Source organism: Acidovorax sp. Root402 (assembly GCF_001425125.1).
Lineage (GTDB): Bacteria > Pseudomonadota > Gammaproteobacteria > Burkholderiales > Burkholderiaceae_C > Acidovorax > Acidovorax delafieldii.
The window spans coordinates 79498-94208 of sequence record NZ_LMDQ01000015.1; the positions used below are offsets into that span (position 1 = coordinate 79498).

Here is a 14711-nt window from a genome sequence, read left to right on the forward strand (position 1 = left end):
CATGACCCTCACCGAACTCAAGTACATCGTTGCGGTGGCCCGCGAGAAGCACTTTGGCCATGCGGCCGACGCCTGCTATGTGTCGCAACCCACGCTCTCGGTGGCCATCAAGAAGCTGGAAGAAGAGCTGGACGTGAAGCTGTTCGAGCGCAGCGCGGGCGAAGTCACGGTGACCCCGCTGGGCGAGGACATTGTTCGCCAGGCGCAAAGCGTGCTGGAGCAGGCCGCGGCCATCAAGGAAATCGCCAAGCGCGGCAAGGACCCGCTGGCCGGGCCGCTCACGCTGGGCGTGATCTACACCATCGGGCCCTATCTGCTGCCCGAGCTGGTGCGCCAGTCCATCACGCGCACCCCGCAGATGCCGCTGATGCTGCAGGAGAACTTCACCGTCAAGCTGCTGGAGATGCTGCGCACGGGCGAGATCGACTGCGCCATCCTGGCCGAACCTTTCCCCGACACTGGCCTGGCCATGGCGCCGCTGTATGACGAACCCTTCATGGCGGCCGTGCCCAGCACGCACCCCTTGGCGGTTAAGAAGTCGGTCACGGCTGCCGAGTTGAAAAACGAGACCATGCTCCTGCTGGGTGCGGGCCATTGCTTCCGGGACCATGTGCTGGAGGTGTGCCCCGAGTTCGCGCGCTTTGCGAGCAATGCCGAGGGCATCCGCAAGTCGTTTGAGGGCTCATCGCTGGAGACCATCAAGCACATGGTGGCCGCCGGCATGGGGGTGACGCTGGTGCCACGCCTGTCGGTGCCGCGCGATGCGTTGCTCACGGTGTCGCGCCGCCGCAAGAGCGACGAGACCTACATCCGCTACCTGCCCATCCGTGAGGAAGACGGTGGCCCGCCGCCCGTGCGCCGCGTGGTGCTGGCGTGGCGCCGCAGCTTCACGCGCTACGAAGCCATTGCCGCCCTGCGCAACGCCATCTATGCCTGCGAGCTGCCAGGCGTGACGCGACTGTCCTGAACGGCTGCTGGGCACTGATTCGCTTCCTGGAATCGGCGCTACACTCCCGCCGCCCCTGCGCAGGTCCACCCGGCCCGGGCAGGCCCTGCTCCACGGCGCCCTCTGCCCATCGGCGGTCGGTGCCTTTGCCCCCACAAGAGGTTTTTATGAAGACGCTTTGGCTCACCGCCACGCTGGTTGCCGCCCTGACGGCTTGCTCCACCCCCACCCCACCACCCGCAGCCCAGACGCTGAAGAAGCCTGCGCTCGACCGCATTGCGGCCGCGCCTGCCGCCGCTGCCGCAGCGGACTTCCGACAGTTCCTGGCGCTGGCTGCACAGATGCAGCCGCAGCTGCAGACCGCCGTGTCGGCTTACCTGGCGCACAAGCCCTTGGTGGGTGATGACCTGGTCAACATCAGCCGCTTGCTGGGGCTGCACAACCGCTTGCGCAACCAGGCGGCGGTGATCGACGCCACGGCGAAGATGGTGGCCATTCCCACGGTACGGGCCGACAAGGTGCCGCCGCACGAAGACAAGCACATCATCGCGTTCGGTGCCTTGGTCGAAGGGATGGCCAAGGACTTTGGCCTGCAGTACCGCAATGTGGACAACCGCATCTTTGAAGTGAAGCTGCCCGGCAGTGGCCCCGAAGAATTCGGCATCCTCACCCATGCCGACGTGGTGCCCGTGGTGGCCGACGAATGGGTGCTGGACGATGGCACGAAGCTTGACCCCTTCCAGCTGACCCGCGTGGGCGGCAACCTGTATGGCCGGGGCTCCATTGACGACAAGGGCTCCATCGCCACGGTGCTGTTTGCGATGAAGGCCGTCAAGGACAGCGGCTTGCCGCTGGCGCGCACCATCCGACTCATGATCGAAACCACCGAAGAAACCGGTGGCGATGCGATGAAGTACTACCGCGCCAAGACCTCGCTGCCTGAGTACAACATCGTGCTCGATAGCAAATATCCTGCGGTGGTGGCCGAGAAGGGCTCGGGTGCGCTGCGCACCACCTTTGCCTTGGGCGCCGCTGCAGGCAACCAGCCCACCATCGTGGCCATGGCGGGCGCCGCATCGGCCAACGCCGTGCCCCAGACGGCCACGGCCCGCCTGCGTGGCGGCAACGCCGATGCCACCACCCGCCAGCTCAGCGCTGGCAAGGACGCCTTTATCGGCAAATACACCAGCCAGGGCGGCAAGTTCAGCATCGATGTGGCGCGTGAAGGCGCAGACGTCTTGGTCAAGGTCACGGGCGCATCGGCCCACGGCTCGCGCCCCGAAGAAGGCGTGAATCCGCTGCCGCGCCTGGCGCTGTTTATCAAGGAGTCGGGCCTAGTGCTGGCCCCCAACGGCTACGCGCAGGCCGTGCGTTACCTCACAGACCTGTATGGCACCGACTACCTGGGTCGTACGATGGGGCTGGCCTACAGCGATGACTTCATGGGCCCGCTCACGATGTCTCCCAACCTCATCCGCGAAAAGGATGGCAAGGTCGATGTGCTGGTGAACGTGCGCATGCCCCGGGGCAACACGCCCGAAGCACTGGCCAAAGCCACCACCGAACGCATCAAGACCTGGGGCACCCAGGCGGGCGTGGCGGTGGAGGTTGACCACAATCAAGGCAACTGGATGGCCCGCGACCCCAAGGGCGCCTGGCTGGCCACGTTGCTCAACACCTTTGGCGACACCACTGGCCTCGAAGCCAAGCCCGTGCCCACGGCCGGCAGCACCACCGCCAAGCTGATGCCCAACGCCATCAACTTTGGCCCTGCCATGCCTGGCAAGAAGTACACCGCCCACAATGCCAAGGAGTTCAAGGAAGTGGCGGACCTGGATGCCGACATGCAGATGTTCACCGAAATGCTGGTGCGCATTGGCAACTTGCCGCACATGCAATAAGCCTGTGGGGCTTGGCTCCGCTTGCGCTTTCTTGACCCAGGTGCAAGACATCGGCCTTGGCTGACACTGGGGGCCAGGCGCTTGCGCTACAGTATTTGAGGACCCCGCACAGCGCGGGGTGTTTCATGTTCTCCGCACGGAAGGAACCTCCCCATGGCCAAAGCTCCTGGCAAAGCCGCATCCGGCAAAACCTCTGCCCCCAGCATCAACATCGGCATCAGCGACAAGGATCGCGCTGCCATCGCTCAGGGCCTGTCGCGCCTGCTGGCCGACACCTACACGCTGTACCTCACCACCCACAACTTCCACTGGAACGTCACGGGCCCCATGTTCAACACCCTGCACACCATGTTCATGGCGCAGTACACAGAGCTGTGGAACGCGGTGGATCCGATTGCGGAGCGCATTCGCTCGCTGGGCCATGTGGCACCAGGTTCTTATGCCGAGTTTGGCAAGCTGGCGACGGTGCCCGACGCCCCCGCCAAGCCCCCCAAGGCGCTGGACATGGTGCGTGTGCTGGTTGAGGGCCACGAAGCCGTGGCCCGCACGGCGCGCAGCCTGTTCCCTCTGGCCGACAAGGCCAGCGACGAGCCCACGGCCGACCTGCTGACGCAGCGCCTCACGGTGCACGAGCAGACGGCGTGGATGCTGCGCTCGCTGCTCGAAGAGTAAAAGGGTTCGCAGCTTCCACGCGCATTACCCGAGGGGCGCAGAACACTGCAGCACAGCGAAGAAGAGCGCCTTGTCCTACATGGCGCAGTTCCATCGCCTGCGCATGATGCGGGTTTTGGTCATGCTCCCTTCTTCGCAGGGCGGCATGGCGTATCAATCCCCTCTGATGTATGCGAATCCTGTACGTTGAAGACAACCCGGAGCTGCGCGAGACCATCGGCATGCTTATGGAAGGTGAAGGCCGGACGGTCACGCCCTGCGCCACTGCCGAGGAGGCGCTGGCTCTGGATGCTGGGGACGTCTTTGATGTGGTGGTGACCGATGTCAGCCTGCCCGGCCTTTCGGGCACGGAACTGGCCCGCCAGCTGCTGGCGGATGATCCGCAGCGGTGGGTGGTGCTGTGCTCCGGCTACGAGCTGGGTAGCCACCCGCGCAGTTGGGGGCCCAACGTGCGCGCATTGCTCAAACCTTTTGAGCTGGAAGAGCTGGAGCATTTGCTCGAGTCCATCCATACAGCGCTGGCTTCAGCCGCCGGCTGAGGCTTGCTAGCGCCGATCGCTCGCTGTTCATCCTTTACTTCATCACGCCACCCGCCTGGTCGTGGTGACCTGCGCTGTTGTGCTGGGCTGCGCGCAGTCAATTGCGGGGGCTGCGTACTGGCGAGTGGCGCGGCAGCCTCACCCGAAAGGTCGTGACATCGTCCCGTGACTGGGCCTCGATGGTTCCATGGTGGGCCCGCACGATCTGGTGCGCAATGAAGAGCCCCAGCCCCAGCCCTTGGTGGCGGCCGGGCTCACGCTCTCCACCCCGGAACGGGTCGAACAAATGCGGCAGCAGCACAGGGGGAATGGTGCCGCCGTTGGACACCGTGATGCTCACCTCCTCAGGGCTGGTACCGTCCACTGCAATCTGCACAGGGTGGTCGACTCTGCCGTGGTGCAGGGCGTTGCCAACCAGGTTGGTGATCACCTGACATAGGCGTTCGGCATCCCAGGTGCCGGCCAGGTCGCCTTGCAGGGTGGACCCGATGTAGCGTTCCGGGTGGCTGGTGGCCATCTCATCCAGCGTGCGCTGCACCAGCGCCTGCATGTGGGTGGAGCCCAGCTGCAGCGCCAGCCCGCCCGCCTGGCGAATGCGGGTCACGTCCAGCAGGTCTTCAATCATGTGGCCCATGCGCTGGCTGGCGCCCAGCACCCGGTCGGCCATCAGCACCGCCTTGTCGGGGGGCGGCTGGCGCTTGAGCACGGTGGCCGCCGCCACGATGGACTGCAGTGGTGTGCGCAGGTCGTGGCTCAGCACTGCCATGAACATTTCGTTGATGCGCAAGGCCTCGGTGCGTGCGCGCAGCTCGTGCGCCAGCGCCTGCTTGCGCCGGTGCAGTTCAAAGAACACGCTCGCCTTGTTGGTGAGCATGTGCGGGTCGATGGGTTTGTATAGAAAGTCCACCGCCCCGCTCTCGTACCCCCGGAACTGCCAGTTTTGCTCGCGTGAGCCCGCTGTCATGAAGATGAGCGGGATGTGCCGGGTGCGCTCGCTGCCCCGGATCAGTTCCGCCAGCTCGAAGCCGTTCATGTCGGGCATCTGCACGTCCAGCAAGGCCAGGGCCACGTCGTCATGGGCCAGCAGCAGTTCCAGGGCCTCGGGGCCCGACTGGGCCTTGAGGATGTCCAGCCCGTCGCGTTGCAGCAGCGCCTCCAGGGCGATCAGGTTTTCCTCGACATCGTCAACGAGCAGGCATTTGGTGCGGTCAGTCTGGGGCATGGGCGGTGGGGAGGGTGGATGGGGTTCTCAAGGAAGGACGCATATGCCCGTATCAAAGCTGCTGGCGGCGGTGCAGGTCCACCAGCAGCCTGGCAATGCCTTCAGGGGGCAGGATGTGGTCAACCGCCAAGGCCGCGATGGCCGCCTGCGGCATGGTGGGCATGCTGGCGCTGGCGGGGTCTTGCACGATGGTGAGGCCGCCCCCCGCCTGAATGGCTTGCAGGCCGTGCACACCGTCTTCATTGGCGCCCGACAGCAGGACGCCCACCAGCCGGGGGCCGTAGTGGTCTGCCGCCGATTCGAACAGCACGTCGATGGAGGGGCGGGAAAAATGCAGGGGAGGGTCTACCGACAGCCCCACATGCGGGCCTTGGGGCCCAGCATCGACCAGTAGGTGGTAGTCCGGTGGCGCAAAGCTCACCGAGCCCAGAGTGATGGCATCCTTGTCCTGAGCCTCGCGCATCGGCATTGCGCAGCGGGGCTGAAAAATATCTACCAGCAGGCTGCGCCGGTCCCGGGGCAGGTGCAGCACCACTAGCACAGCCGCCTGCAGCGTGGCGGGCAGCGCGGGCAGCAGTTCCAGCAAGGCGTCGATACCGCCCGAGGAACCGCCCACCACGATGGCTGCGTAGCCCCCGGAAGGTGCTGGTCTGGGCGCGAGGTCGGTGGTGCTCACAGCCCGGCCTTTTTTCGGTAAATGCGGTCTTCCTTCACAAAGTCCTCGAAGGCATCGGTGTGCGCTGAAAACCGCAGAGACTCCTTGGACCCCAGACCCAGAAACCCCCGATGGCACAGCGACTCGCGGAACAGCCCCAGGGCGCGGTCTTGCAGGTCGCGCTCGAAGTAGATGAGCACATTGCGGCAGGACACCAGATGAACCTCGGCAAACACGCTGTCGGTGGCCAGGCTGTGGTCAGAGAACACCATGTGCTCGCGCAAGCCCTTGTCGAACACCACGCGGCCATAGCCGGCAGCGTAGTAGTCCGACAACGAACTGCGGGCGCCGGATCGCGCATGGTTCTCGGTAAAAGCCGCCACCCGCGACACGTCGAACACTCCAGACTCTGCCGCGCGCAACGCGTGCGGGTTGATGTCGGTGGCGTAGATCAGCGTGCGGTCCAGCAGGCCTTCTTCCTGCAGCAGGATGGCCAGCGAATACACCTCTTCCCCCGCACTGCACCCGGCCACCCAGACCTTGAGCGACGGGTAGGTGCGCAGCAGCGGCACCACCTCCTGGCGCAGCGCCTGAAAGTAGCTGGGGTCGCGGAACATGTCGCTCACCTGCACGGTGAGGTATTCGAGCAGCGCAGGGAACACGGCGGGTTCGTGCAGCACGCGGTCCTGCAGCTGCGACAGCGTCTTGCAGTCAAACTGCACCAGCGCCGACGCCAGCCGCCGCTTGAGCGACGCCTGCGCGTAGCCCCTGAAGTCGTAGTGGTAGCGGTGGTAGATGGCATCGATCAGCAGGCGCTGCTCGATGTCGGCGGTGCGGGCCTTGCGATGGGGCATGGCGGGGCCTACTTGGGCATCCACACCCGCACCAGGGACAGCAGCTTCTCCACGTCCAGCGGTTTGGCGATGTAGTCATTGGCCCCGGCGGCCAGGCATTTTTCCTGATCGTCCTTCATGGCCTTGGCGGTCAACGCGATGATGGGCAGGCGGCGCCACTCGGGGCGGCTGCGGATCTCGCGCATGGCGGTGTAGCCGTCCATCTCCGGCATCATGATGTCCATCAGCACCAGGTCAATCGCAGGGTGGCCGCCGCTGCCGGCGCGCTCCAGCGCCTGCAGGGCCTCCAGGCCGTTGCGCGCGATCTCCACACGGATGCCGGTGGGCTCCAGGATGCTCGAGAGCGCAAACACGTTGCGCACATCGTCTTCCACCACCAGCACGTTGCGGCCTTCCAGGGCAGTCTCGCGGTTACGGGCCACCTGCAGCATCTGGCGGTGTTCGGCCGACAGTTCGGACTCCACCTGGTGCAGGAACAGCGTGACTTCATCCAGCAGCCGCTCGGGCGAGCGCGCGTCCTTGATGATGATGGACTTGGAGAACCGGCGCAGTTGCTGCTCCTCGTCGCGCGACAGGGCACGGCCCGTGTACACGATGACGGGCGGGAAGGAGACACCGTCCTGCTCCGTCATCTGCTGCAGCAGTTCGTAGCCGCTCAGGTCGGGCAGGTTCAGGTCCATCACCATGCAGTCAAAGGTGGAGCCGCGCAGGTGCGCCAGCGCCTCGGCCGCCGTGCCGGCGCCCACAATCTCCACGTCGTCGTTGGTGAGCAGGTGGCGCACGCTCTCGCGCTGGCGTTCGTCGTCTTCCACCACCAGCACGCGCCGCAGGTTCTGGGTGAACTTGGCTTCCAGCCGCTGCAGGGCATGCACCAGTTCGTCGCGCTTGACGGGCTTGAGGGCGTAGCCCACGGCGCCCCGGCCCAGGGCCTCTTGCGAGTAATCGGCCACCGAGACCACGTGCACCGGAATGTGGCGGGTGGCCGGGTTGCGCTTGAGCTGGTCGAGCACCCCCAGGCCCGAGAAGTCGGGGAGGTTCACGTCCAGCACGATGGCGCTGGGCAGGCTGTGTACGGCGTAGGCCAGGCCATCCGCCGCGTTGTGGGCCAGGTGGCAGTCAAAGTCCATCTCACCGGCCAGGTCGCCCAGGATCTGCGCAAAGCGCACGTCGTCCTCGATCACCAGAATGCTGCGCGCGCTCGCGCGGCGCGGGGCTACGGGTGCGGTGGGGGCCGCCACGGGTGGCAACGCGGGGGCCGAAGGAACCGGTGCGACGACCGGTGCCGTCGCGTGGGCTGGCGCAGGCGCCGCCAGCGGCATTGCGGGTTCAGCTTCAGGCGACGAAGGCACCAGCTTCTGGGGCAGGACCAGGGTGAAGACGCTGCCCTCGCCCGGCGTGCTGTGCACGTGGATGGAGCCTCCCAGCAGCTGCGCCAGATCGCGCGAGATCGACAGGCCCAGGCCCGTGCCGCCGTACTTGCGGTGGGTGCTGCCATCGGCCTGGCGGAAGGCCTCGAAAATCAGCTCCTGCTGGTGCGCCGGAATGCCGATGCCGGTGTCCTTGACGGCAAACGACAGGGTGTCGTCCGGGTTGCGCGACACATGCAGCGCCACTGAGCCCTTTTCGGTGAACTTGAGCGCGTTGGACAGCAGGTTCTTGAGCACCTGCCCCAGGCGCTGCGGGTCGGTGTCCAGCATGGCGGGTGCGTCGGGCGCGACGGTGGCCGTGAGCGTCAGGCCCTTCTCTTGCGCCAGCGGGCGCAGCGGGTCGATCAGGGTTTGCAGTGCCTTGGACAGCGTCACCGTTTCCACCGACACGGTGGCCTGGCCAGCCTCGATCTTGGACAGGTCGAGGATGTCGTTGATGAGTGCCAGCAGGTCGTTGCCCGCCGCGTAGATGGTCTGCGCGTACTTCACCTGCTCGGCGCTCAGGTTGCCCGGCTTGTTGTCGGACAGCAGCTTGGCCAGGATCAGGGTGGAGTTGAGCGGCGTGCGCAGCTCGTGGCTCATGTTGGCCAGGAACTCGCTCTTGTACTGGCTGGCCAGCTCCAGTTCGCGCGCCTTGTCCGTCATGGCGCTTTGGGCGCGCAGCAGTTGTTCGCGCTGGTATTCCAGCTGCTGGGTCTGCGCCTCCAGGTGGGCGTTGGTCTGCTCCAGCTCGGTCTGCTGTACCTCCATCTGGGCCTGCGACTCTTGCAGGATGCGGCTTTGCTGCTCCAGCTCCTCGTTGCTCACACGCAGCTCTTCTTGCTGGGTCTGCAGCTCTTCGGACTGGCGCTGGGTTTCTTCCAGCAAGGCTTCGAGCCGGTTGCGGTCGATGCCCGCGCGCACGGCCACTGCCAGCATCTGCGAGGCGCGTTCCATCAGGGTGCGCTCGGGTTCGGTCACCGGGCGATGAAAGCCCAGTTCGATCACGGCAAACACTTCGCCGTTCTCGATGGCGGGGGCCAGCAGCAGCTCGGTTGGTGCGGACTGGCCGGTGCTGGACGACACCATCAGGTGCCCGGCGGGCACATCGCGCACATGCAGCATCTGGCGCGAGCGCGCGACCTGGCCCACCAGGCCTTCGCCGGGCAGCAGGCGCTGCTCCAGCCGTTCGCGGGGCAGGGCGTAGCCACCAAACAGGGTGAGCGCGCCGTTGCAGTCGGCCACATAGCCTGCCCCCACGGCCGCGCGCAGGTATTGCGCCAGGTATTCGAGCGTGAGCTGGCCCAGGTCCTCCAGCCGGTGGTCGCCCTGGATGCGCTGGCTCAGCCCGTTGAGGCCGGCCGCCACCCACGACTGCTGCGCCTTGAGGCGGTACTCCCGTGCATTGGCGGCAGCCGACAGGCAGATGAGCACCAGCAGCACGAACGAGCCGCCCCAGGAGTAGTAGGTGGACATCGAGGCGGCCTCTACCCACTGCTTGCGGTCACTTTCCAGCTGCTGGTTCAGCAGCGTGGACAGGTCCGATGCCAGGTCGCGGATGCGGTCCATCAGCACCCTGCCGGCATCACTGCGGGTCACGGCCACAGCGGCCTCCTGACCCTTGGAACGGCGCAGTTCAATGGTCTCGCCCAGCTCGCGCAGTTTTTCGTGGCGCAGGTCGTCGATCTGCAGCACCAGGCGGCGCTGCACGGCGCTGTCGTTCGTCAGCTCCTTGAGGCGCGCCATGTTGCGCTCCATGGCGCCCAGGGACAGGTTGTAGGGCTGCAGATAGGTGTCGTCCCCCGTGAGCAGATAGCCGCGTTGCCCGGTCTCGGCGTCTTTCAGCGAGGACACGAACAGGTTGAGGTGGCGCATGGTCACCGTGGTTTCGTCCATGGCTTCCACCGCTTGCGCCCGCACCTGGGCGGTGCGGAAGTTCACCAGCGCGATCAGCACGGTGGCGAGGGCGGCAATCACAAATCCCACCAGCATTCCGCGGGGGACAGCAAAACGCGTGGCGGCCTGGGAGGTCGATGTATGGGGCATGCGTCGGTGCCCCAGAGGGCGGTGCGTTGGGGGAACGAGCGGAGACTTTAACGGGTTTTGTGCTCGCGCTGGGGCTGTTACCTGGCCCCGGGGATGCGTGCCCCCGGTCGCGGCGCTGCTGCTACATTCTGTGCGCCCGTGGCCCGCCACCCGCCGCAGCGTCTTGCTGCGAAGCCTGCTCTTGTAATGGTCCCATCATGTCGTCGTCCCCTGTTTCCCCCCGCAGCCGTTTTTCGCTCTATCTCGACCTGATCCGCTGGGACCGCCCTGCTGGCTGGCTGGTGTGCCTGTGGCCCACGCTGAGCGCGCTCTGGATTGCGGCCGACGGCTTCCCGGGCTGGCACCTGCTGGCGGTGTTTGTGCTGGGCACCATCCTCATGCGCAGCGCGGGCTGCTGTGTGAACGACGTGGCCGACCGCGACTTTGACAAACACGTCAAGCGTACTGCGCAGCGCCCGGTCACCACCGGTGCGGTGTCGGTGAAGGAGGCTCTGGGCCTGGGGGCGCTGCTGGCGCTGGTGTCGTTTGGCCTGGTGCTCACCACCAACACCGCCGCCATCGCCTGGTCGGTGCCCGCCGTGCTGGTGGCCATTGCCTACCCTTTCACCAAACGCATCATCTCCATGCCCCAGGCGGTGCTGGGCATTGCGTTCAACTTCGGCATCGTCATCGCGTTTGCCGCCGTGCAGGGCAGCGTGCCTGCGGTGGCGTGGTGGATGTGGCTGGGCAATATGTTCTGGGTGCTGGCCTACGACACCGAATACGCCATGGTGGACCGGGACGACGACCTCAAGATAGGCATCAAGACCTCGGCCATCACCCTCGGGCGGCTGGATGTGGCCGCCATCGTGGTGTTTTATCTGCTTTTCTTGGGTATTTGGGCGGTAGCGCTACAACCGTATGCCTTGGGTGCTATATTTTATGTAGCGCTTGCGGTGGCGCTGGCCCAGGCCGTGTGGCACTTCACCCTGATCCGCACCCGCACCCGCGACGGCTGCTTCAAGGCGTTCCGCATCAACCACTGGCTGGGCGCCACTGTGTTTGCGGGCATTGCGGGCAGCTATCTGGTGCGGGCGGTACTCACAAATTAATAGCGGTCAGCGCTTGATCGACTAGCGCTACCGCCCCAAAACATCAAGATCCGAACTCGTTGCCGAGTTCGTTGGCGCGTTTTTCGGCGGCGCGCATGGCGGCCTCGAACGCCTGCGACACGCCGCTGGCTGCCATCGACTGCAGGGCCGCATAGGTCGTGCCGCCCTTGGAGGTGACACGTTCGCGCAGCACGGCCGGCGGCTCGTCCGAGCGGCGGGCCAGCTCCGAGGCGCCCACAAAGGTGCCCACGGCCAGCTGGTGCGCCTGCGCTTCGGTCAGGCCCATGCCCACACCGGCGCGTGTCATGGCTTCGAGGAAATAGAACACATAGGCCGGGCCCGAGCCCGAGAGGGCGGTGACAGCGTCCAGCTGGGTCTCGCTCTCCACCCACAGGAATTCGCCGGTGGACGCCATGATGGCCTCCACGTTCTGGCGCTCGGCGCTGGTCACGGCGGGGCGCGCGTAGATCGCGCTCATGCCCTTGCCCACCAGCGCGGGCGTGTTGGGCATGGTGCGCACGATGCGCTCGGTGCTCAGCCACTGGGCGATGCTGTCCGAGCGGATGCCCGCCGCCACGCTCAGGTGCAGGGCCTGCTGGGTGTGCGCCTTGGCCTGTGCGGCGGCGTCCTTGAAGGTCTGGGGCTTGACCGCCCAGACCACGATGCTGGCGCGCTGCAGTGCAGCGCCCGCCTCGGGCTGCGCCGTGAGTCCAAAGTTCTTGAGCAACGCCTCGCGCGTGGGGGCGTAGGGCTCGACCACCTCGATCTGGCTCACGGGGTGGCCCTGGCCGATCAGGCCGCCGATGATGGCGCTGGCCATGTTGCCGCCGCCGATGAAGGCGATGGTGGGGAGGTTTGGGGAGGCAGTGGTCTGGCTCATGGTGCGTGCAGGCAAGGTGGCAAACAAGGAAGGGCCACGATGGTAGCGCCGCCGGGCCGTCAGTCCATGTCTGCAGCGGCGACAGCGGCAGGACTCATGGGAGGAAAGACGGGCTACTGGGACGGCAGAGACCTTGTCACCCCAGCGCCGCGGGGACCTCAGGCTGCCGTAGTTTGGCGCACGGCGTGTTCCCAGTTCGCCATCAGCTCCTGCGCACGCGCGCTGCCGAGCGTGGGCACAAAGCGGCGGTCGGCGCGCCACAGCTGCGAGAGTTCATCCGTGCTGCGGTACACGCCGCTCGACAGCCCCGCGAGGTAGGCAGCGCCCAACGCAGTGGTCTCGATGACCGCAGGGCGCACCACCGGGATGCCCAGCAGGTCGGCCTGGAACTGCATTAGCAGGTCGTTGATGCAGGCGCCGCCGTCCACGCGCAGCTCGCTCACGGGCGCGCCACCGGCGGCCACGGCGTCGCGGCTCATGGCCAGCAGCAGGGCGGCGCTTTGGTAGGCGATGCTTTCGAGCGCCGCGCGCGCAATGTGGCCCAGCGTGGTGCCGCGTGTGAGGCCGGTGATGGTGCCGCGGGCGTCGGGCTTCCAGTACGGGGCGCCCAGGCCGGTGAAGGCGGGCACCATCATCACGCCGCCCGAATCGGGCACGCTTTGGGCCAGTGACTCCACCTCGTTGCTGGTGGAGATGGCGCGCAGGCCGTCGCGCAGCCACTGCACCACCGCGCCGCCGACAAACACACTGCCTTCCATCGCAAATTCAGGTTGCGCCGTCGCCTGTGCTGCGCTGGTGGTGAGCAGGCCGTTCTGGCTGGTCTGGAAGGTGCCGCCCGTGTGCATGAGCATGAAGCAGCCGGTGCCATAGGTGTTCTTGGCCATGCCCGCCGTGAAGCAGGCCTGGCCGAACAGCGCGCTTTGCTGATCGCCCGCCACGCCGCCGATGCGGATGGCGTGGCCCAGCAGGTCGGCCGCAATGTCGCCAAAGTGGGCGCTGGACGGTAGCACCTCGGGCATCAGCGCCTTGGGAATGCGCAGCAGCGCCAGCAGCTCGTCGTCCCACTGGTTGGTGTGCACATTGAACAGCATGGTGCGCGAGGCGTTGCTCACATCCGTCACGTGCACTTTGCCGTGGGTGAGTTTCCACATCAGCCAGCTGTCCACTGTGCCAAAGGCCAGCTCGCCGCGCTCGGCCGCTTGCCGCGCGCCGGGCACATGGTCCAGCATCCACTGCAGTTTGGTGCCGGAGAAGTAGGCGTCCACCAGCAGGCCGGTCTTGGCCTGGATGGTGGCGGCATGGCCTTGTTCGCGCAGCTGGGCGCAGGCGGGTTCGGCGCGCCGGTCCTGCCACACGATGGCGTGGTGCACGGGCTGGCCGGTCTGGCGGTTCCACAGCACGGTGGTCTCGCGCTGGTTGGTGATGCCGACAGCGCGTATGTCGCTGGCCGCAATGTCCGCCTTGGCCAGCGCATCGCGTGCGGTGGTGATCTGGGTGCGCCAGATCTCCAGCGGGTCGTGCTCCACCCAGCCGGGCTGGGGGTAGATCTGCGGCAGCTCCAGCTGCGCCTGCGCCACGATGTGGCCGCCTTCGTCAAAAACGATGCTGCGGGAGCTGGAGGTGCCTTGGTCGAGAGCGAGCAGGTAGGTCATGAGGGCAAAGGATAGGTGAAGCTATGCAGCTACCGTGCAGATGACTTCAGCATCTTGCAGAAGGGCCGGGAAGGGCTCGGGCGGTGGTGCGTCGGTGAACAGGCGGTCGATCTGCGCCAGCGTGGCCAGTTGCACCATCGCCGGGCGGTTGAACTTGCTGAAGTCGGCCGCCAGCCAGACCTCGCGCGCGTGCTCGATGATGGTTTGCGCCACCTTCACCTCGCGGTAGTCGAAGTCGCGCAGCGACCCGTCCGGCTCGATGCCCGAAATGCCGATGAGCGCAATGTCCACCTTGAACTGGCGGATGAAGTCCACCGCCGCTTCGCCCACGATGCCCCGGTCACGGGCGCGCACCACGCCGCCGGCCACGATGACCTCGCACTCGGGGTTGCCGCTCAGGATCGCGGCCACATTGAGGTTGTTGGTGATCACGCGCAGGCCCCGGTGGTGCAGCAGCGCCTTGGCAATGGCCTCGGTGGTGGTGCCGATGTTCAGGATCAGCGAGCAGTCGTTGGGCACCTGTTCGGCCACGGCGCGCGCAATGCGCGCTTTGCCTTCGGCATGCAGGTTTTCGCGCTGGGTGTGCGCCAGGTTCTCCACCGTGGAGCTGGGCACGCGCACGCCGCCATGAAAGCGCGTGAGCAGTCCCGACTCCGCCAGGCGCTGCACATCGCGGCGCACCGTCTGCAGCGTGACCCCCAGGGTGTCGGCAAGTTGTTCCACCGTGGCGGACTTGCGCGCGCGCACTTCTTCGAGGAGTTGGAGTTGGCGGGGATTGGTGTTCACGGTCGGGTGTTGTGCGCAGTGTTATGTCACCGAATCGTAACGAATCTGAAACATTCGCTTT

The 14711-nt window shown here is 66.2% G+C and carries 12 protein-coding genes; 5 read left to right on the forward strand and 7 right to left on the reverse strand.

Translation table 11 applies throughout. The annotated features are described in order from the left end of the window. The first annotated feature begins 1 nt into the window (after position 1). The 4 genes from ASC83_RS17290 to ASC83_RS17305 all read left to right on the forward strand — a co-directional run bounded on the left by ASC83_RS17290 (position 2) and on the right by ASC83_RS17305 (position 4058). Positions 2-967, forward strand: coding sequence for a LysR substrate-binding domain-containing protein (locus ASC83_RS17290; protein ID WP_056065331.1), 966 nt, complete (start codon positions 2-4; stop codon positions 965-967). Between the two features lie 146 nt (positions 968-1113). Then, complete coding sequence (locus ASC83_RS17295; protein ID WP_056065333.1) at positions 1114-2847, forward strand: dipeptidase; 1734 nt, start codon at positions 1114-1116, stop codon at positions 2845-2847. 153 nt (positions 2848-3000) lie between these two features. Beyond that, on the forward strand, positions 3001-3519 hold the full coding sequence (locus ASC83_RS17300) for a Dps family protein (RefSeq protein ID WP_056065336.1): 519 nt from the start codon (positions 3001-3003) through the stop codon (positions 3517-3519). A 170-nt stretch (positions 3520-3689) separates the two neighbouring features. Beyond that, positions 3690-4058 carry a response regulator gene (locus tag ASC83_RS17305; RefSeq protein ID WP_056065339.1) on the forward strand — a complete coding sequence of 123 codons (369 nt, stop codon included), beginning with the start codon at positions 3690-3692 and terminating at the stop codon, positions 4056-4058. Positions 4059-4155: 97 nt separating this feature from the next. Here the strand turns inward: ASC83_RS17305 and ASC83_RS17310 are convergent, their stop codons facing one another. From ASC83_RS17310 to ASC83_RS17325, 4 genes are read right to left on the reverse strand one after another with little or no spacing between them, the layout of a single operon-like run. Continuing rightward, positions 4156-5280: a hybrid sensor histidine kinase/response regulator gene (locus tag ASC83_RS17310; RefSeq protein ID WP_056065343.1), complete on the reverse strand. Its 1125-nt coding sequence runs from the start codon at positions 5278-5280 to the stop codon at positions 4156-4158. A gap of 52 nt (positions 5281-5332) precedes the next feature. After that, entirely contained in the window at positions 5333-5956 is a 624-nt protein-coding gene (locus ASC83_RS17315; protein ID WP_056065346.1) for a chemotaxis protein CheB, read from the reverse strand. Next, the gene (locus ASC83_RS17320; RefSeq protein WP_056065800.1) at positions 5953-6789 is read right to left on the reverse strand and encodes a protein-glutamate O-methyltransferase CheR; all 837 of its coding nucleotides are present in this window, start codon (positions 6787-6789) and stop codon (positions 5953-5955) included. Before ASC83_RS17320 ends, ASC83_RS17315 begins: the two co-directional genes overlap by 4 nt. Before the next feature lie 8 nt (positions 6790-6797). Then, positions 6798-10241 carry a response regulator gene (locus tag ASC83_RS17325; protein ID WP_056065349.1) on the reverse strand — a complete coding sequence of 1148 codons (3444 nt, stop codon included), beginning with the start codon at positions 10239-10241 and terminating at the stop codon, positions 6798-6800. A gap of 197 nt (positions 10242-10438) precedes the next feature. Here ASC83_RS17325 and ubiA point away from each other — a divergent pair, with 197 nt between their 5' ends. After that, complete coding sequence (gene ubiA / locus ASC83_RS17330; RefSeq protein ID WP_056065352.1) at positions 10439-11332, forward strand: 4-hydroxybenzoate octaprenyltransferase; 894 nt, start codon at positions 10439-10441, stop codon at positions 11330-11332. A gap of 43 nt (positions 11333-11375) precedes the next feature. On the opposite strand, the gene proC is transcribed toward ubiA, so the two are convergent. From proC to ASC83_RS17345, 3 genes are all read right to left on the reverse strand, one after another. Then, the gene (proC, locus tag ASC83_RS17335) at positions 11376-12212 is read right to left on the reverse strand and encodes a pyrroline-5-carboxylate reductase (protein ID WP_056065802.1); all 837 of its coding nucleotides are present in this window, start codon (positions 12210-12212) and stop codon (positions 11376-11378) included. Positions 12213-12370: 158 nt separating this feature from the next. Next, the gene (gene glpK / locus ASC83_RS17340) at positions 12371-13864 is read right to left on the reverse strand and encodes a glycerol kinase GlpK (RefSeq protein WP_056065356.1); all 1494 of its coding nucleotides are present in this window, start codon (positions 13862-13864) and stop codon (positions 12371-12373) included. A 21-nt stretch (positions 13865-13885) separates the two neighbouring features. Further along, positions 13886-14650, reverse strand: a complete 765-nt coding sequence (locus ASC83_RS17345; protein WP_056065359.1) for a DeoR/GlpR family DNA-binding transcription regulator — start codon at positions 14648-14650, stop codon at positions 13886-13888. Positions 14651-14711: the final 61 nt, after the last annotated feature.

Coding starts and splice junctions, on each gene's coding strand:
- ASC83_RS17290 (WP_056065331.1), top strand. CDS start 2: ATGACCCTCACCGAACTCAAGTACATCGTTGCGGTGGCCCGCGAGAAG.
- ASC83_RS17295 (WP_056065333.1), top strand. CDS start 1,114: ATGAAGACGCTTTGGCTCACCGCCACGCTGGTTGCCGCCCTGACGGCT.
- ASC83_RS17300 (WP_056065336.1), top strand. CDS start 3,001: ATGGCCAAAGCTCCTGGCAAAGCCGCATCCGGCAAAACCTCTGCCCCC.
- ASC83_RS17305 (WP_056065339.1), top strand. CDS start 3,690: ATGCGAATCCTGTACGTTGAAGACAACCCGGAGCTGCGCGAGACCATC.
- ASC83_RS17310 (WP_056065343.1), bottom strand. CDS start 5,280: ATGCCCCAGACTGACCGCACCAAATGCCTGCTCGTTGACGATGTCGAG.
- ASC83_RS17320 (WP_056065800.1), bottom strand. CDS start 6,789: ATGCCCCATCGCAAGGCCCGCACCGCCGACATCGAGCAGCGCCTGCTG.
- ASC83_RS17325 (WP_056065349.1), bottom strand. CDS start 10,241: ATGCCCCATACATCGACCTCCCAGGCCGCCACGCGTTTTGCTGTCCCC.
- ubiA (WP_056065352.1), top strand. CDS start 10,439: ATGTCGTCGTCCCCTGTTTCCCCCCGCAGCCGTTTTTCGCTCTATCTC.
- proC (WP_056065802.1), bottom strand. CDS start 12,212: ATGAGCCAGACCACTGCCTCCCCAAACCTCCCCACCATCGCCTTCATC.
- glpK (WP_056065356.1), bottom strand. CDS start 13,864: ATGACCTACCTGCTCGCTCTCGACCAAGGCACCTCCAGCTCCCGCAGC.